Source organism: Bordetella genomosp. 13 (assembly GCF_002119665.1).
Lineage (GTDB): Bacteria > Pseudomonadota > Gammaproteobacteria > Burkholderiales > Burkholderiaceae_B > Bordetella.
In genome coordinates this window covers 4,125,513-4,142,938 of sequence record NZ_CP021111.1, presented here as the reverse complement: position 1 = coordinate 4,142,938, position 17,426 = coordinate 4,125,513, and the positions used below count along the sequence as shown (strand labels likewise).

Genomic DNA, 17,426 nt, shown 5'->3' with positions numbered 1-17,426 from the left:
GTGTTCGATGAACGCCTACAGCCGCGCCAACCGCCGCATCTACGCGGCCTTGTCCGATCCCCTGTCGGCCACCCACCGGCACCGCCTCGACGATCTGCTCAAGCGCCACGACAACGGCAAGACGACCTGGCTGGCCTGGCTGCGCCAGTCGCCCGTCAAGCCGAACTCGCGCCACATACTCGAACACATCGAGCGCCTCAAAGCCTGGCAGGCGCTCGACCTGCCTTCCGGCATCGAGCGGTCGGTGCACCAGAACCGCCTGCTCAAGATCGCCCGCGAAGGCGGCCAGATGACGCCCGCCGATCTGGCCAAGTTCGAGGCACAGCGCCGCTACGCGACCCTGGTGCGCTCGCCATCGAGGGCATGGCCACCGTCACCGACGAAATCATCGACCTGCACGACCGCATCCTGGGCAAGCTGTTCAACGCTGCCAAGCACAAGCATCAGCAGCAGTTCCAGGCGTCCGGCAAGGCGATCAACGCCAAGGTGCGGCTGGCCACCTCGATCAAGCAGGGCACGGTGACGGCCTCGCTGATGCTCAGGAAACTCGGCAGCTACCCGCGCCAGAACGGCCTGGCCGTGGCGCTGCGCGAGCTGGGCCGCATCGAGCGAACGCTGTTCATCCTGGACTGGCTGCAAAGCGTCGAGCTGCGCCGCCGCGTGCATGCCGGACTGAACAAGGGCGAAGCCCGCAACGCGCTAGCCCGCGCCGTGTTCTTCAACCGGCTGGGCGAAATCCGCGACCGCAGTTTCGAGCAGCAGCGCTACCGGGCCAGCGGCCTCAACCTGGTGACGGCGGCCATAGTGTTGTGGAACACGGTCTATCTGGAACGGGCCTCAAACGCCTTACGCGGTCACGGCCAGACTGTCGATGACGCCCTGTTGCAGTACCTGTCGCCGCTGGGCTGGGAGCACATCAACCTGACCGGCGATTACCTCTGGCGCAGCAGCGCCAAGATCGGCGCGGGCAAGTTCAGGCCGCTACGACCGCTGCAACCGGCTTAGCGTACGATTTTTTCCGTTTTCTGAGACGTCCCCAATCAGTGCCGCATTGTCCTGGTCAAGGATCAGGGCGTGTACTTCCTCGCCGAGCGTGGGGAGCGTCGCCCGGATGGGCGCCAGGCACTGCTCGCCTACGCCGTCGGATGCAACCCGGACACCGACCCGTTCGATGACTGGTGGCACCTCGCCGGCCGCGAGCTGGGCGGCGATGACTTCGCGGAGTATTTCGACCCGAAGGACGGCCTGTTCACGCGCCTCCAGCACTCGGCGGACGATCTCGTGCTTTCCGCCACCGCCACGCACCTGTCCTTAGCAGTGGTGCCTCCCGCCTGACGCGGCAACCGCCTCGCAGCCCCCGCATCGGGGGCCTTCTTTTGTTCGCACCGCCGCCATCGCCGCGCGTGCGCGTTTGTCTCCAGCCGCCGAGGCACGCCCCGCCGGCCACAACGCCGGCATGCCACCGGAGACAACCGCATGAACACGCCATCGACCTCGCCGAGGCTGCACCTCCTACCGGTGTCGCTGCGCACGGCCAATGCATTCGTTCTGTCGCACCATCGCCACCACCGCCCGGTCCAGGGCGCGAAGTTCGCCCTGGCCGTCACGCTGAGCGACAGCGACCTGATCCACGGCGTGGCCATTGTCGGCCGCCCGGTCGCGCGGCACCTGGACGCTGGAAGTCACGCGGCTGTGCACCGACGGCACACCCAGCGCCTGCAGCAAGCTCTACGGCGCGGCCTGGCAGGCGGCAAGGGCGCTGGGCTACATACGCCTGCTCACCTACACCATGCCCGACGAAGGTGGCGCCAGCCTGCGCGCCGCCGGCTGGCGGCTGATCGGCGCGCGCGGTGGCGGCGCCTGGAGCCGTCCCGGCCGTCCGCGCGCCGATACCCCCGAGCACCTGCGCGGCGCCAAGTGCCTGTGACAGGCGCCGGGTGGCGCGGACAAAGGGAAGCGCCCGGGTGCCGATTGATTGCTGCCGCGCGCGCGAGGCCCCGCCATGCTGGCCCCATGCCTGCTGACGTCGTCAGCGACATGCCAGGCAACCATCGGTCTTCGAGGTTGCGGCGCAGTTCCCACTGCGTGACCGAGCCAGCTCGCACCGCATCCTTCCGCGAGCGGCCACCAGCCTCTGGTGGCGGATGCTTTCGCCTTATCAACCCACCGCGGGGTCACGCACCTTCCCCGCATGCGTGGGCCGGTGTGTCTCCGCTTCATCCCAATGGAGATTCACCATGAACACCACGTCCAACGAGAAATCGTATTTCGACCTCCACACCTCGGGCATCGGCTACATCCAGCGTGTCCGTGAAGTGCCCGTCCGGGGCGGCCGCCGTGCGCAGCCTTTCCTGGCATGCACCATCGCCGCGCTGGTCGGCCCCGCCCGGGACCCCAGCTACCGCTACTTCGACGTCAAGGTCTCGGGTGCCGAGGCCAAGAAGCTCGTTCAGCGCTACATCGGCGTTGACGATCCCAAGCAGCGCCCGCTGGTGCGCTTTCGCCTCGGTGACCTGTGGGGCGATGTGTACATCCGCGACAAGGGTGAGCAGAAGGGTCAGGCCGCCGCGTCCCTCAAGGCGCGACTGCTCAAGGCCGAACTGATCGACCGGGCCGAACTGGCTTCGATCGAGCAGCACGAGTTGATCACCCGCGGCATCGGCTATCTCAATCGTGTGAAGGACGTCACCCCAAAAGCTGGCGACTCGTTCCTCTCTTGCACCGTCGCGGCACTGGCCGGGCCTGTCGATGAACCGGAGTATCGGTACTTCGACACCATCGTCGCCACCCCGGAAGCCGAGCACCTGGTTCGCCGGTGCGTTCAGGCCGTCGAGGGTGACCGCAAGGTGCTGATCGCCTTCCGTCTGAACGACATGAAGATCGATCCGTACATCCGCACCAAGGGTGAGCACGCCGGGGAACCGGCCGCCAGCCTGGAATCGACGCTGGTCCACATCGGTCTCATCAAGATCGACGGCACCCAGGTCTATCCGACGAGCCAGGCGCAAGCCGAGGCGCCGCCGGCCGAAGACGCATCCGCGTCCGAAGCCGACGATGCCATCGACACGGCCACCGAGCCCGCCGAGCGCGAGCCCGAGGCGCAAGTCCAGGAGCAGGAGCCGGCATTGGCTGCTTCGTTCTGATCCGGCACGGCCTCTCACGGGGCCTTGTCGCTTTTCCTCCCCACGTACGCCGCGTCCCCAGGACGCGTGCTTGCGCATTTCATCCCCCGAGTTCCGCGTGGTCTCACGGCCACGCGGTTGTCGAATTTCTCAAAGGAGATCAGCCATGTCTCTGGTATCCCGCTTTGCTCCGCAATCCCCGATCCTGCGCTCTGATCGCCCACTCTCGGACGACCGCATTCGTGCCGTCGTTCCGTCGATCTTCGCCGACGCTCCACATGGGAGCCGGTCCGATCGGTATGCCTACATACCGACCTCGACCGTGCTGACCAAGCTGCGCCAGGAGGGCTTCGAGCCCTTCATGGTGTGTCAGACGCGCGTGCGCAACGAAGACCGGCGCGAGTACACGAAGCACCTCATCCGACTTCGCCATGCAAGCCAGATCAACGGCGACGAGGCGAACGAGATCATCCTGCTCAACAGCCATGACGGCACGAGCAGCTATCAGATGCTCGCCGGCATGTTCCGGTTCGTCTGCCACAACGGCCTGGTTTGCGGTGACACCACCGCAGACATCCGCGTTCCCCACAAGGGCGACGTGGCCAGCCAGGTGATCGAAGGTGCCTACGGAGTCCTCGAAGGTTTCGAGCGCGTGCATAACGCGCGCGATGCGATGCGCACCATCACCCTCGATGAGGGCGAAGCGGAGGTCTTTGCGAACTCTGCGCTCGCACTCAAGTACGACGATCCGGCCAAGTCCACGCCTGTCACCGAGAGCCAACTGCTGGCCCCTCGGCGATGGGACGACCGCAAGAACGACCTGTGGGCCGTCTTCAACCGCGTCCAGGAGAACCTAGTCAAAGGGGGCCTGAACGGACGCACGGCCAACGGCCGCAATCAGCGCACCCGTCCGGTGCAAGGCATCGACCAGAACCTGCGCCTGAACCGGGCGTTGTGGCTGCTGGCCGAAGGCATGCGCCAGCTCAAGGCGTGATGCCACGCGGACCTCGCCCACCTCGGGCGAGGCCATTTCCTCTCATCCACCGGGTGCCGTCGGCGGCCCGTCATTCATCATCAGGAGAACCATCATGGCAACCCCATCGGCTTCCGAGAAATCTGTTGCGCCCATCGTCGTCCCCGGCCAGCTCACGCTGCGTACCATCCGCGGCAAGAACGGCCCGTTCACGGTTGGCCGCCTCGCGACGCACCTCGGTACTTTCGAGGTCAAAGACCCGGAGCTGGAGCAGTACCCCGAAGGCAAGTACGACGGGGAATTCATCATCAGGTACATCTTCCCGAAGTCCTATCCGGTCGGCGGCGGCATGCGGTTCGAGATCCGTGCCAGCCTCGACGGCATGACGCTCAACGGCATCGACAAACTCAGCCGCGACGAAGCCCGCAGCTTCGCCACCCAGGACGTCGATCCGCTCGATGAAGAGCAAGGGGCGCAGCCTGCGGCAACGCCGGCCAAGCCCACCAAAGCGTCCAGGCCCGCCAAGCCCGCACCCGTGCAGGCGTCCGCGGACCCGCTGGTCGATACCACGCCCTTCGGCGTGGATGCGCCACCGCCTGCTACGGCCGCTGCCCCCGGCAGCACCGAAGACGGTGACGCCGCGCTCTTCGGCCTGCTGTGGCCGCTGGGCGAGTCCGTGAAACTGGATTCGACCATCGACCGCCGCACCCTGCGCGCGCAGATCGCCCGCCTGGGCGAGCTGGGCTACGCGCTGGACTTCAAGACGCAGGAGTGGAGCCGCCAGGCCGAACCAAAACCTGCGTGATCGCAGACGCCGCATGCGCGGTGTTCTTCATCCACCCGCCGGGGTTCCTTTCCCATGCGGGGGAGGCCCTGGCCATTTTCTGGAGGTCTCCATCATGTCCACCATCGCTTGCGATACCCCGCGTTCAACGCTGGATGAACCCGCGTGGCGGGACCTTTGCAAAGCGGCCGCCGCACACGCCCAGCGCGGTTGCGGCTTGTCCTACGACCACTACGTGACGCTCTTCAGTTCGGCGATCGACGCACAGGCCAATCGTTTGCCGGATGAGCAACGTGCTCAGGCTCTCGAAATCGCGGCCCAGGAATGGGACTACGCAACACCTGCCGAACGGCAGGAAACCCAGGACTGGAATGCGGAGCATGGCTATTGCTCGCACGGGATCGAGTTCGGCTACTGCCCGGCCGGTTGTGATCGAGACGATGACGACTGGGATTGAGGGCGACGCATAGGTTCCTTCGCCGCAGATGCGGCATTCCATCACCCGCTGGGGGTTCTTCCCCACGGGGAGGCCTTCAGCTCAACTTTTCGAGGAGGCCTCTCATGGGCTGGTATTTCTCAAACCAATCGCGGTCCGAACTGATCGCGGAACTGATCGCACCGCAAGAGACCGAGCGCGCCAGCGTCAAGGTCATCGCTCACACCCTGCGCGGCAACGTGCTGTGGTCCGTCGCCGAAGTGACCGCCAAGGTCGAAGGCGTGCATCGTGATCTCGCACCGGGCCAGTCCCTGCGCTACATCCGCTGCGATCTGCTTGAACGAAGCGGCGGCCAGTGGGGCTACAAGTCCTTGGACGAGTCCATGCACCCGTACTACTACACGTGCCCGCTGTCCTATCTGGACCTCGCACCGGAGCAGTCCGCCGACTGGCGTGCAGGCGTTCGCGCCTACCACGCCCGGCGGCGCACACCCACGGCATCCGCGGCATCCGCCGCGGCGTCGATGGCCTGAGCCAGGAGGAACCGACATGGACCCGATCCTGGCAACGCTTCCGCCCTCGTTGCTGGCACTCGTTGAAGGGAGTTTGTCCAACGACGAAGTGTCCTCCGACGAGGAAATGCTGGCGTACTTCATCGACAACGGCCTCACCGAGGACCAGGCACGGCAGGCACTGACCTACCGCGACCAGTACCTCAACAACATCTACCTGGAAGGCTTCACGCCGATCACTTCGGCGGACGAGCCGCTTCACTTCAACCCGCACACCCGGCAGTTCGAGCCGGACTGAGCGGTTTTCTTCCACCCCCTGGGGCAGTACTTGCCCCAGCGGGCGGTGCTGTTCCCGTTCATCCGAGGACACCACCATGCCCGCAAACACTTCTTCCACGCTGTACCGCATCGACGAATGCCCGGACGTGATGGCCGACGCCTGCGTCGGCGATGACCAGGGCAACCTGATCTTCCTGTCCATCTGGGCGCGGGACACCGCCGTCCAGCAGTTCCTCGCTCGCCTGACCCTCGGGCGCGACGAGCAGGGACTGGACCAGTTCCACGTCATCACCGACCAGGGCGGCAGCGTCCCGGTATTCATCGGCAACGTCGATCGCCTGGAAAAGCGCATCACGCGCGCGTACCGGCGGACGCTGTTCGGCTCGCTGTCCAACGTGTGGCTGTTCGACCGGCGCTGCGTCAAGCCCGACAAGGCCAACGCCAGCGCATTGGCACTGCTGCCACGCGACAGCGCCCACAGGCTTGACCGCCTGTGGATGCTGGTGCGGGACACCTGCCCGTTGCCGCTGCTCGATCACTGGCGCGAGACCGTGCTGGAACTGCTGCAAACCCGCGAGATGCTGGCCCGCCTTCCGTTCGCCCTCGGGCCGCTGGAAGGCCATCGGCTCGCCATCGACGTGCCGGCGCTGACCCTGGCGCTCGGCTCCCTGATCCGCAGCGACGCGCTCACCGCCTATCCGTATCCGGCCAAGATTTGGACGCCGGAAGCGGTAGCGGCTTGACCCACCCTCGGAGGCACGCCTTGGCGTACTTCCGTGTTTCATCCCCGCCAACCAGGAGACTTCCATGGCCCTCATGTTCCCGCGGCTCGCCCGCAATTTCGTCAAGAACGGATATTTCCCGACCGACGAACCCACGCTCGAAAGAGCGCTCAACGCACTGATGCCCAGCGACGGGCCGATGTGCATCCTCGATCCCTGCGCCGGCGAAGGCGTGGCGATCGCCGAAGCCGCCCATGCCCTCGGGCGCGAGCAGGCAAAGGCGTTCGCCGTCGAGTTCGACGCGGAGCGGGCGCGCCATGCCCGCGGCCTGGTCGATCACTGCCTGCACGCGGACCTGATGGACACGATGGTCTCCAAGCAGCCCTTCGGGCTGCTCTGGCTCAACCCGCCGTATGGGGACCTGTCCAAGGACGTCAACGGCAACATCGGCTATCAGGGCCAGGGCCGTGCCCGCCTTGAAAAGCTGTTCTACCAGCGCACGCTCTCGCTGCTGCAATACGGCGGCGTGCTGGTTTTCATCGTCCCCGGCTACGTGCTCGACGCGGAGTTGGTCGGCTGGCTGACGCGCCACTACACGGACCTGCGCATCTACCGAGCGGTGGAGACGCAGTTCAAGCAGGTGGTGATCTTCGGACGCCGGGTGCGCCAGCGCGAGCAGGTGCCCGATGGCGTCAAGGCCGTGCGCAATCTGCTGTTGCAGGTAGGGCAAGGCGAAGTCGAAGCCGAGGAACTGCCGAGCGAGTGGCCGTTCCTGCCGTACATCGTCCCCGCCAGCCCGGCCGAGCCAGAGCATTTCTTCCGCGTGACGATGGAGCCCGAGCAGTTCGCCGATGAGGTTGGCAGGCTGCAAGGCTTGTGGCCATCGCAGGACACGCACCTGGGGGCTGCGCAGCAATCGCTGCGTCCACCGGCGCGGGCCTTGTCCCGCTGGCATCTCGCCCTGGCTCTGGCCGCGGGTGCGATCTCGGGGGTTGTGCGCTCCAAGACCGGGCGCGTGCTCGTCGTCAAAGGTGACACCCACAAGGACAAGACGCTCCAGCGGGAGTTCACCGAACGCGAAGACGGCTCCATCGCCGAGACCCGCATCCTCACCGACAAGTTCGTTCCCGTCATCCGCGCGTGGGACATGACACCTGGCTCCGCGACACGGGGCGAGGTGTTGACCATTCGCTGATCCACCGGACGCGCTGCCGTCCTGCTGTACCAACTCGAAGGAGAAACACCATGATCCCCAATCCGTTCAAGCGGCCTGCGCCGCACAAGCAACCGTTGTTCGCACCGAGTACGTTGAAGTTGAGCGAGAAGGTGCATTGGCTGGCCCGGCGAGGCCTGATCGACCCCTTGGCCTATGTCCAGCGCCATGTGCGCGGGGACTGGGGCGAGATCGATGAGGCCACACGCCAAGCCAACGACGTGGCGATCCAACAGGACAACCTAATGATCTCGCAGTTCAGGATCACGCCGGACCTGGCGCTGATCGTCAAGACCAGCGAGGACCACCAGACCACGGTGGTCCAGCTTCCCGAAGAGCGGGACCTGATCTGAGGCCCCACATCGTCATCCTCATCCACCTGACGGAGCCACTTCACTCCGGCAGGGGTGTCGTGGCTCAATGACTCATCAAGGAGGAGCCCATGGCATCGCATCGCATCGAAACCTACTGCCAGCGGCTGGCGTTCCCCATCGGGGCGCTCATCTTCAGCAGAGGTGTAGACCGCCTGGTCCGCGCGGGTCGCCTGGACCCGATCCCGTACTTCAGGCGCCACACCCGTGGCGACTGGGGCGACGTCAACATCCAGCAATGGCAGACGAACAGCAGCGCGCTTCAATCGGGCGCGTCGCTGGAATCGCACTACGTGATCCATCCGGGGCTCGCCATTCGCATCGTCACCGATTCGCAGCGCTGCGCAACCGTCATCGTGCTTCCGTCCGAAGACTGAGCACGGTTCACCTGCGGGCCGCCCAGGCCAGCACCTTCAACCACCCTCAGCCACGCGTCGATTCTCTTCCCACCACGGGGCATGCCATTGCCCCGCTGGGGGTGGTGCATGCCCCATTTTTCTTTGGAGCATCACCATGTCCCTCGATCTCGAAACCACTGCCGCTGAATCCGCGCCCGTACAGGGCGAACTGCTCGACGCGGAATCTTCCCCTCTGACCCTGAGCCTTCAGGATTTTGTCGGCGAGTTCGGCGACGAACTACTCGACGCCCTCAACAGCGCTAATCCGCCGGTCTATACCGGCCAACCGCAGGCGCACCGGCAACTGGTGGTCGCCAGCCTCAAGCGCAAGCTGTTCCCAGCCCAGGCCGAAGTCGTCCACGCCGCCGCCGAGCTGCTGATCGACCGTGGCGAACGTGCTGCGATCGTCAATGGCGAGATGGGCTGCGGCAAGACGACCGTCGGCATTGCCACGGCCGCCGTGCTCAACGCCGAAGGCTATCGCCGCACTCTGGTGCTGTCGCCGCCCCACCTGGTTTACAAGTGGCGGCGCGAGATCCAGGAGACGGTGGCCGGTGCCAAGGTGTGGGTACTCAACGGGCCGGATACGCTCGTCAAGCTCATCAAGCTGCGCGAGCAGTTGGGCGTGCAGCCCACGGGCCAGGAGTTCTTCGTCCTGGGGCGCGTCAGGATGCGGATGGGCTTTCACTGGAAGCCTGTCTTCACCACGCGGCGCACCCGCCACGGCGACGTGGCGGCCTGCCCGGACTGCGGCACGGTCATCACCGACCTCGACGGCGAGCCGGTCAACCCGATCGCGCTCCAAGCCGAGGAGTGCCGCAGGAAGTGCGGCCACTGCGCCGCGCCCCTGTGGACACTGATCCGCCCGCGCAGTCTGTCCGGCAGCGACCAGTCCTCGGCCGTGCTCAAAGCCTTAAAGCGCATACCGACCATCGGAGAGGTCACCGCGCAGAAGCTGATGCAAAAGTTCGGTGACGGGTTCCTGGCGTCGATGCTCGGCGACAACATCCATGAGTTCATCAACCTCATGGATGGCAACGGCGAGCTGGTGTTTTCCGACCGTCAGGCCACGCGCATGGAACGTGCGATGGCCAACATGGAGTTCGGCTTTGGCGAGGGCGGCTATCAGCCGTCCGAGTTCATCAAACGCTACCTGCCGCAAGGCACGTTCGACCTGCTCATCGCCGATGAGGCACATGAGTACAAGAACGGGGGCAGTGCCCAGGGCCAGGCCATGGGCGTGCTGGCGGCGAAGGCTCGCAAGACCTTGCTGCTGACCGGCACGTTGATGGGCGGCTACGGGGACGACCTGTTCCACCTGCTGTTCCGAGCCCTTCCGGGGCGGATGATCGAAGACGGCTACCGCCCGACCACGAGCGGCAGCATGACCTCGGCTGCGATGGCGTTCATGCGCGATCACGGGGTGTTGAAGGACATCTACTCCGAGAGCACCGGCACGGCGCACAAGACGGCCAAGGGCACCAAGGTATCGGTGCGCACGGTCAAGGCCCCGGGGTTTGGCCCCAAGGGCGTGCTGCGCTGCATCCTGCCGTTCACGATCTTTCTCAAGCTCAAGGACATCGGTGGCAACGTCCTGCCGCCGTATGACGAGGAGTTCCGTGAAGTCGCGATGGACACGGCGCAAGCCGCGGCCTACCGCGATCTGGCGGGTCGGCTGACCGCGGAGCTGAAACAGGCTCTGGCGCGACGCGATACGACCTTGCTGGGTGTGGTCCTCAACGTGCTGCTGGCCTGGCCGGATTGCTGCTTCCGGTCGGAGACCGTGGTGCATCCGCGCACGCGCAACACCTTGGCGTTTGTCCCGGCTCAGTTCAACGAGTTCGAGATCAGCCCCAAGGAGCGTGAGCTGATCGACATCTGCAAAGAGGAGAAGGCGCAGGGCCGCAAGGTCCTGGCCTACACGGTCTATACCGGCACGCGCGACACCACGTCGCGCCTGAAGGTGTTGCTGGAGCAGGAAGGCTTCAAGGTGGCGGTGCTGCGCGCGAGCGTGGATGCCAGCCGCCGCGAAGACTGGATCGCCGAGCAACTGGACCGTGGCATCGACGTGCTCATCACCAACCCCGAGTTGGTCAAGACGGGGCTGGACCTGTTGGAGTTCCCGACGATCGTGTTCATGCAGTCGGGCTACAACGTGTACTCGCTCCAGCAGGCGGCACGCCGCTCCTGGCGCATCGGGCAGAAGCAGCCCGTGCGTGTGATCTACCTCGGCTACGCCGGTTCCTCGCAGATGACCTGCCTGGAGCTGATGGCCAAGAAGATCATGGTCTCGCAGTCCACCTCGGGCGACGTGCCCGAATCCGGGCTCGATGTCCTGAACCAGGACGGTGATTCCGTCGAGGTCGCACTGGCCCGGCAGCTTGTCGCCGCATGACACGTTCCACTTACGGCCCTTCGGGGCCGTTTTTTTTGCCGCTCCCGGTAAATCGGACGCTGCCTGGTTCGCATTGTTTGCTGCCGCTCGCGGCCTGAGCGGCGATGGTGAGGGCTGGATGTTTCAGGACGCCGAGCTATGTGCCCCTCTCCACCGTGGTTTCACTATCCCGAACGCCGCCTTCTGGCGGGATTTCTCGGCCTGCTGTGGTCGGTGCTGGCCGGTGGCTGCGCGACGACGACTGCGCCGGTCGCGCCCGACACCATCGCGGAAGTCTTGGCCGCGCCTGAACCCGAGGCTTCCGAGTACATCCCGGTCGTGCGCTACGCCCGCTACACACTGGTCGAACTGGCACCCATGGCGGCGCAGCGCGACCTGTTGTTGCAGACCATCGACGTGTCCATGCCCGAGGATGCCCGCGCCACGGTCGGGGATGGGCTTCGGCACGTGCTCAAACGCAGCGGCTATGGCCTGTGCCAGACCGCGCATGCCGTGATCGAGCTGTACGCGCTGCCGTTGCCGGCGGTACACCTGCACCTCGGCCCCATGACCTTGCGCGATGCGCTGCTCACGCTGGCTGGCCCGGCCTGGGAACTGCACGCGGATGACCGCGCACGGCAAATCTGCTTCGAGCGGCCCGGCGATCGCGCGGTCGCCGAGTCCCCATCCGAGCCACCCGCCACCGAGGCGGTGCAGACGTTCCCGCTGGCACCCATGGTTTCGGGAGGCCAGCCATGAACGCCCCGCAACCTGCCCAGCGATCGACCGCCGCCGTGGTGGTGCAGAGCCTGATGTGGCTCTGGTTGATCTTCCTCAGCGTCTTGGCGGCCCTGGGCTACCAGGCCCTCAGCGACCAGGCCGACCAGGAGCGGCTGGATTCCCGCCTGCAACGCCTGGAAGCGCAGGCAACTGGCTTGGCCGAGACGATCGAGGCCATCCAGCAGCGCCCGGCCGTCGCGACGGACGCTGACCTCAAAGACACCCGCCAGATTCTGGAAGCACGCGCGGCCCAGGTCGAGAAATCTCTCAGTGGCTACGCAGCGGCCGACGACCTCCAGGCGCTGCGCGCGGAGGTCGAGCAGATCAAGGCGCGCCAAGCCGCCGCGCGTGCCACCGCACCCGCCCAGCGGCGCGCATCGCGCACGTCCGCCGCCTCCAAGACCGAGCTGCCGCCGCTGCCATTCCGCGTCGTCGGCGCCGAACTGCGCGCCGGCCAGCGCAGCGTGTCCGTCGCGCCGAGCATCGGGGACTTCACGCCCGCCCAACTTCAGGTGCTGCTGCCCGGGGATGCGGTCGGCCCGTGGCGCCTGCAGGCGATCGAGGGCAACACCGCAGTGTTCCAGGCCGGCAACCAGACCCGCCGCGTGGCGATTCCCTGACCGGAGCACCCCATGAAGCCGTCGATCCTCCTTTTCGCGGTCCTGGTGGCGTCGTCGCAATGGCCCGCCTGGGCGCAGCAGCCCGCAACGACCTCGGCGCGCAACGCACAGAGCCAGGAGCGCCCGCTGGCCGCCCGCGTGCTGGACGACCGGGTGGCAACCGAATGGGGCTTGCAGCCACAAGAATGGGCACGCTACCGCGAGCTGATGGATGGGCCGCTGGGTATCTACTCGCCCAACCTGGACCCGCTGTCCGCCCTGGGCATCGAAGCTCGCACGGACGAAGAACGGCGCCGCTATGCGGAACTGCAGGTGCAGGTGGAAGCGCGCCGCGTCGAGAAGCTGCTCGCCTACCAGCGCGCCTACGACGAGGCCTGGCAGCGCCTGAATCCGGGGATGCAGCGCGTGAACCTGCCCGACGACAAGCCGGGCGCCGGCCCATCCAGCAGTCCCTTGCGCGGCAGCGGCCGCATGGCGGTGTTCGTCAAGGACGGCTGCGCAGCCTGCGGACAGCTCGTGCAGCGCCTGCAATCCTCGGGCGCGGAGTTCGACCTGTACATGGTGGGCAGCCGCCAGGATGACGCGCGCATCCGCGACTGGGCCAAGCGCGCGCAGATCGACCCGGCGCGCGTGCGCGCCGGCAGCATCACGCTCAACCACGACGGCGGCCGCTGGCTGTCACTGGGCCTGCCCGGCGATCTGCCCGCCGCCGTGCGCGAAGTGAACGGCCAATGGCAGCGCCAGCCGTAGCCATGCCCCTGCGCGCACTGGTGCTCACTGCCGGCCTGTATGCCGTTGCCGCCCTGGCCCAGGAGGTTCCGCCACCGGCTTACCAGCTTGCCGCCCAGCGCGCAGGCATCCCCTCGACCGTGCTCTACGCCGTGGCCTTGCAGGAGAGCGGCATCCGGCGCAACGGGCGCCTGGTGCCGTGGCCGTGGTCCCTCAACGTCGCCGGCCAGTCGCGCCGCTTCGCCACGCGCGCCGACGCCTGCGCTGGCCTGCAGCAGGCGATGCGCGCCACGCCGCACACGCGCATTGATGCGGGCCTGGGCCAGATCAACCTCGGCTACCACAAGCACCGCTTTACCGGCGCGTGCGACCTGCTGGATCCGTATCGCAACCTGGCCGTTGCCGCCGAGATCCTGAAGGAGCAGCACACCCCCGGCGAGGACTGGCTGCTGGCGATCGGCCGCTACCACCGCCCCGCAGGCGGCGAGCCCGCCGCCCGCTATCGGCGCAGCGTGTCGCGCCACCTTGCCCGCGTGCAGGGCACGCGACCAGCCGCCGCGGTCCTCGCGGCGCGCCAGGAGACCTCCCCATGACGAAACCCCATCCCGCCCATCTCGCGTTCACGGGCCTACTCATGCTGCTGTCAGGCCTGCCGCTGGCCTCGCGTGCCGGCGAGCCACTGATCGTTGTCGAGGACCGTGGCGGCACGTCGGCATTGCCGTACTACGAAGCCCTGAATCTCCAGCCGCGCGCCAACGCACCGGCGCGGCCGTCCATCCCGACGCCCCAGGTTCCTGCCACACGGGCGGACGAAGCCGCGATGCTGCCGGTGCGCAGCGCCAAGCTCACGCCCGGCACCGTCGCGCGACGGGTGATCGAAGCGCCCGGCCTGCGGCCGTTCGTGGTCATCGGCGACGACGAGGCTTCCCGGGCCTGGTTGCAGCGCCGCGCCGCCGCTTTGCGCGAACGTGGCGCGGTCGGCCTGGTCGTCAACGTCGAGACCGCGCAGGGCCTGGCGCGGCTGCGCGCCCTGGTGCCGGGCGTGCCGCTCGCGCCCGTGGCCGGCGACGACCTGGCCGATCGCCTGGGCCTGCGGCACTACCCGGCGCTGATCACGGCCACCGGCATCGAGCAATGAAGCCATGTCGGGCAAACAGCCGGTCGAGGTTCTGCTACGCCCAGCGGTGGAGCTATACACCGTCGCGGCGTGTGCAGGCGCCGCGTTTCTGTGCCTGGTGGCCCCATGGTCGCTCGCGCTGAGCCCGGCCATGGGCATCGGCAGCGCCTTGGCGTTCGGCGCCTACGGCGCGATCCGCTACCGCGATGCCCGCATCATCCTGCGCTACCGGCGCAACATCCGCCGTCTGCCGCGTTACGTGATGACCAGCAAGGACGTGCCGGTCAGCCAGCAGCGCCTATTCGTGGGGCGCGGCTTTCTCTGGGAGCAGAAGCACACGCATCGGCTGATGCAGACGTACCGGCCCGAGTTCCGCCGCTACGTCGAGCCGACGCCGGCCTACCGGCTGACCAGGCGCCTGGAGGAACGGCTGGAGTTCGCGCCATTGCCGCTCTCGCGCCTGCCGAAGCTCACCGGCTGGGACGCGCCTTTCAACCCCGTGCGCCCGTTGCCGCCTGTCGGCGGCCTGCCAAGGCTGCACGGCATCGAGCCCGACGAAGTGGACGTCAGCCTGCCGCTGGGCGAGCGCGTCGGGCACTCGCTGGTGCTGGGCACCACGCGGGTGGGCAAGACGCGCCTGGCCGAGTTGTTCGTCACGCAGGACATCCGTCGCAGGAATGCTGCCGGCGAGCATGAGGTCGTCATCGTCATCGACCCCAAGGGGGATGCCGATCTCTTGAAACGGATGTACGTCGAAGCCCAGCGCGCTGGCCGCGAAGGCGAGTTCTACATCTTCCACTTGGGCTGGCCGGAAATCAGCGCCCGCTACAACGCCGTGGGCCGCTTCGGTCGGATCTCGGAAGTGGCGACACGCATCGCGGGGCAGCTCTCCGGCGAAGGCAACAGCGCGGCGTTCCGCGAGTTCGCATGGCGCTTCGTGAACATCATCGCCCGCGCCCTGGTGGAACTGGGGCAGCGCCCGGACTACATGCTGATCCAGCGCCACGTCATCAACATCGACGCGCTGTTCATTGAGTACGCCCAGCACTACTTTGCCAAGACGGAGCCCAAGGCCTGGGAGGTGATCGTCCAGATCGAGGCCAAGCTCAACGAGAAGAACATCCCAAGGAACATGATCGGGCGCGAGAAGCGTGTGGTGGCGCTGGAGCAATACCTCTCCCAGGCGCGCAACTACGACCCTGTGCTCGATGGCCTGCGCTCGGCGGTGCGCTACGACAAGACCTACTTCGACAAGATCGTTGCATCGCTGCTGCCGCTGCTGGAAAAGCTCACGAGCGGCAAGATCGCCCAGCTCCTGGCGCCGAACTACTCCGACCTGGCCGACCCGCGCCCGATCTTCGACTGGATGCAGGTCATCCGAAAGCGGGCCATCGTCTATGTGGGTCTGGATGCGTTGTCTGACGCCGAGGTCGCCGCAGCGGTCGGCAATTCGATGTTCTCTGACCTGGTTTCGGTGGCCGGACACATCTACAAGCACGGAATCGACGATGGCCTGCCCGGCGCAGTGGCTGGCGCTCGCGTGCCGATCAACGTGCACGCGGACGAATTCAATGAACTGATGGGCGATGAATTCATCCCGCTCATCAACAAGGGCGGCGGTGCCGGCCTGCAAGTCACGGCGTACACGCAGACGCTCTCGGACATCGAGGCCCGCATCGGAAATCGCGCGAAGGCCGGCCAAGTGATCGGGAATTTCAACAATTTATTCATGTTGCGCGTGCGCGAGACGGCCACCGCGGAACTGCTGACGAGGCAGTTGCCGAAGGTCGAGGTCTATACAACCACCATCGTCTCGGGCGCGACGGACAGCTCAGACATCCGCGGCGCGACGGATTTCACGTCGAACACCCAGGACCGCATCAGCATGGCCAGCGTGCCGATGATCGAGCCGTCACACGTCGTCGGCCTGCCCAAGGGCCAGTGCTTCGCGCTGCTGCAGGGCGGCCAGCTCTGGAAGGTGCGTATGCCGCTGCCGGCGCCGGACCCGGATGAAGTGATGCCGGCGGACCTGCAGCAACTGGCCGGGTACATGCGCCAGAGCTACAGCGAGGCCACGCAGTGGTGGGAGTTCACCAGCTCGTCGGCCTTGCAGGATGCGGCCTTGCCCGACGACCTGCTGGACGATGCCGCTGCGGCCGAGCCCGGCGCGGTGGCCACCGGCGCCGACGATGGCGCGGGCAACGAGGCCGTGCCATGAAGGATGCCGCCTCGACCGCGCAGCGGGAGCAGAACCATCGCCAAGGCTTGATCGTCGGCACCATCACCTTACCGTTCCGGCTGCTCGGGGTGCTCATTGGCTCGCTGCTGTTCTCGATCGTGGTGGAGTGCGCCGGCATGCACCTGTTCTGGAAGGACCAGGGCTGGCGCCACTCCCAGCAGATGCTGCGGTACGAACTCGGGCACCTGTCCAACCACTTCACGCGCAGCGTGGTGGTACAGGAGCCCGGGCGCACGGCGCACGAGTTGGTGGATACCGGGTACGAGTGGGTGTTCGTGCGCTCGGGGTTGCTGGAGCGCATGAGCCAGACCGCCGAGCGCGTCCGCGCGCCCAGCCACGGGCAGAGCCGCAACTTCCGCTACTACATCAGCCAAGTCTATGTCTGGGCCGAAAGCTACCTGATCGCTGCGGCCTTCACGACGCTCACCTTCCTGGTGCGCCTGCTGGTCCTGGTGCTCACGCTGCCGCTGATCCTCACGGCGGCATTCGTCGGCCTGATTGACGGCCTGGTGCGACGGGATGTGCGCCGGTTCGGCGCGGGCCGCGAATCCGGCTTCATCTACCACCGCGCGAAGGCCAGCCTGATGCCGTTGGCCGTGCTGCCTTGGGTCACCTATCTCGCTCTGCCCATATCGGTGCATCCTCTGGTCATCCTGCTGCCCAGCGCGGCGTTGCTGGGGATGGCAGTCAGCCTGACCGCAGGCAGCTTCAAGAAGTACTTATGAGGTGACACGGGCGGCACGGCTCTGCAAAGCCG

19 protein-coding genes and 3 pseudogenes are annotated in these 17,426 nt (G+C 66.6%); all 22 read left to right on the top strand.

Annotated features, from left to right (window positions below):
- Positions 1–7 precede the first annotated feature (7 nt).
- The 22 genes and pseudogenes from CAL15_RS24855 (at position 8) to CAL15_RS18550 (ending at position 17,394) form a co-directional block, all read left to right on the top strand.
- On the top strand, positions 8–523 hold the full coding sequence (locus CAL15_RS24855; protein WP_003098931.1) for a Tn3 family transposase: 516 nt from the start codon (positions 8–10) through the stop codon (positions 521–523).
- A pseudogene (locus CAL15_RS24850) lies at positions 487–1,005 on the top strand (Tn3 family transposase); the annotation flags it as partial. The gene CAL15_RS24855 and the pseudogene CAL15_RS24850, both read left to right, overlap by 37 nt.
- 33 nt (positions 1,006–1,038) lie before the next feature.
- Positions 1,039–1,335: pseudogene (locus CAL15_RS18645) on the top strand (DUF3085 domain-containing protein); the annotation flags it as partial.
- 141 nt (positions 1,336–1,476) lie between these two features.
- Positions 1,477–1,927 (top strand): annotated as a pseudogene (locus tag CAL15_RS24705) (XF1762 family protein).
- Positions 1,928–2,237: 310 nt separating this feature from the next.
- Positions 2,238–3,143 (top strand): DUF3577 domain-containing protein, encoded by a 906-nt coding sequence (locus CAL15_RS18635; protein WP_003116825.1) that lies wholly within the window; start codon positions 2,238–2,240, stop codon positions 3,141–3,143.
- Between the two features lie 145 nt (positions 3,144–3,288).
- The gene (locus CAL15_RS18630) at positions 3,289–4,116 is read left to right on the top strand and encodes a DUF932 domain-containing protein (protein WP_003116824.1); all 828 of its coding nucleotides are present in this window, start codon (positions 3,289–3,291) and stop codon (positions 4,114–4,116) included.
- A 94-nt stretch (positions 4,117–4,210) separates the two neighbouring features.
- Complete coding sequence (locus CAL15_RS18625; protein WP_003116823.1) at positions 4,211–4,900, top strand: DUF3275 family protein; 690 nt, start codon at positions 4,211–4,213, stop codon at positions 4,898–4,900.
- A 94-nt stretch (positions 4,901–4,994) separates the two neighbouring features.
- Complete coding sequence (locus CAL15_RS18620; RefSeq protein WP_003116822.1) at positions 4,995–5,336, top strand: hypothetical protein; 342 nt, start codon at positions 4,995–4,997, stop codon at positions 5,334–5,336.
- A gap of 104 nt (positions 5,337–5,440) precedes the next feature.
- Positions 5,441–5,848 carry a hypothetical protein gene (locus CAL15_RS18615; protein ID WP_003116821.1) on the top strand — a complete coding sequence of 136 codons (408 nt, stop codon included), beginning with the start codon at positions 5,441–5,443 and terminating at the stop codon, positions 5,846–5,848.
- 16 nt (positions 5,849–5,864) lie between these two features.
- A complete protein-coding gene (locus CAL15_RS18610; protein ID WP_003090124.1) occupies positions 5,865–6,125 on the top strand; it encodes a hypothetical protein in 261 nt (86 codons plus the stop codon).
- A gap of 76 nt (positions 6,126–6,201) precedes the next feature.
- On the top strand, positions 6,202–6,849 hold the full coding sequence (locus CAL15_RS18605) for a hypothetical protein (RefSeq protein ID WP_003116820.1): 648 nt from the start codon (positions 6,202–6,204) through the stop codon (positions 6,847–6,849).
- Between the two features lie 64 nt (positions 6,850–6,913).
- Entirely contained in the window at positions 6,914–8,023 is a 1,110-nt protein-coding gene (locus tag CAL15_RS18600) for a DUF6094 domain-containing protein (RefSeq protein WP_086079887.1), read from the top strand.
- A 50-nt stretch (positions 8,024–8,073) separates the two neighbouring features.
- The gene (locus CAL15_RS18595; protein WP_003116818.1) at positions 8,074–8,394 is read left to right on the top strand and encodes a hypothetical protein; all 321 of its coding nucleotides are present in this window, start codon (positions 8,074–8,076) and stop codon (positions 8,392–8,394) included.
- An 89-nt stretch (positions 8,395–8,483) separates the two neighbouring features.
- Positions 8,484–8,789 (top strand): hypothetical protein, encoded by a 306-nt coding sequence (locus tag CAL15_RS18590; protein WP_003116817.1) that lies wholly within the window; start codon positions 8,484–8,486, stop codon positions 8,787–8,789.
- A 136-nt stretch (positions 8,790–8,925) separates the two neighbouring features.
- Entirely contained in the window at positions 8,926–11,205 is a 2,280-nt protein-coding gene (locus tag CAL15_RS18585; RefSeq protein WP_004350563.1) for a helicase-related protein, read from the top strand.
- Positions 11,206–11,343: 138 nt separating this feature from the next.
- Complete coding sequence (gene pilL2, locus CAL15_RS18580) at positions 11,344–11,943, top strand: PFGI-1 class ICE element type IV pilus protein PilL2 (RefSeq protein WP_003098890.1); 600 nt, start codon at positions 11,344–11,346, stop codon at positions 11,941–11,943.
- Positions 11,940–12,584: a hypothetical protein gene (locus CAL15_RS18575; protein WP_003098888.1), complete on the top strand. Its 645-nt coding sequence runs from the start codon at positions 11,940–11,942 to the stop codon at positions 12,582–12,584. The genes pilL2 and CAL15_RS18575 overlap by 4 nt, the downstream gene beginning before the upstream one ends.
- A gap of 12 nt (positions 12,585–12,596) precedes the next feature.
- Complete coding sequence (locus CAL15_RS18570; RefSeq protein ID WP_003098886.1) at positions 12,597–13,334, top strand: TIGR03759 family integrating conjugative element protein; 738 nt, start codon at positions 12,597–12,599, stop codon at positions 13,332–13,334.
- Positions 13,316–13,906: a transglycosylase SLT domain-containing protein gene (locus tag CAL15_RS18565; protein ID WP_003109780.1), complete on the top strand. Its 591-nt coding sequence runs from the start codon at positions 13,316–13,318 to the stop codon at positions 13,904–13,906. The genes CAL15_RS18570 and CAL15_RS18565 overlap by 19 nt, the downstream gene beginning before the upstream one ends.
- Positions 13,903–14,451, top strand: a complete 549-nt coding sequence (locus CAL15_RS18560; protein WP_003109779.1) for an integrating conjugative element protein — start codon at positions 13,903–13,905, stop codon at positions 14,449–14,451. Before CAL15_RS18565 ends, CAL15_RS18560 begins: the two co-directional genes overlap by 4 nt.
- A gap of 4 nt (positions 14,452–14,455) precedes the next feature.
- Positions 14,456–16,648 carry a type IV conjugative transfer system coupling protein TraD gene (gene traD / locus CAL15_RS18555; RefSeq protein WP_003116813.1) on the top strand — a complete coding sequence of 731 codons (2,193 nt, stop codon included), beginning with the start codon at positions 14,456–14,458 and terminating at the stop codon, positions 16,646–16,648.
- Positions 16,645–17,394: a TIGR03747 family integrating conjugative element membrane protein gene (locus tag CAL15_RS18550; protein ID WP_003109778.1), complete on the top strand. Its 750-nt coding sequence runs from the start codon at positions 16,645–16,647 to the stop codon at positions 17,392–17,394. Before traD ends, CAL15_RS18550 begins: the two co-directional genes overlap by 4 nt.
- The last annotated feature ends 32 nt before the right edge of the window (positions 17,395–17,426 follow it).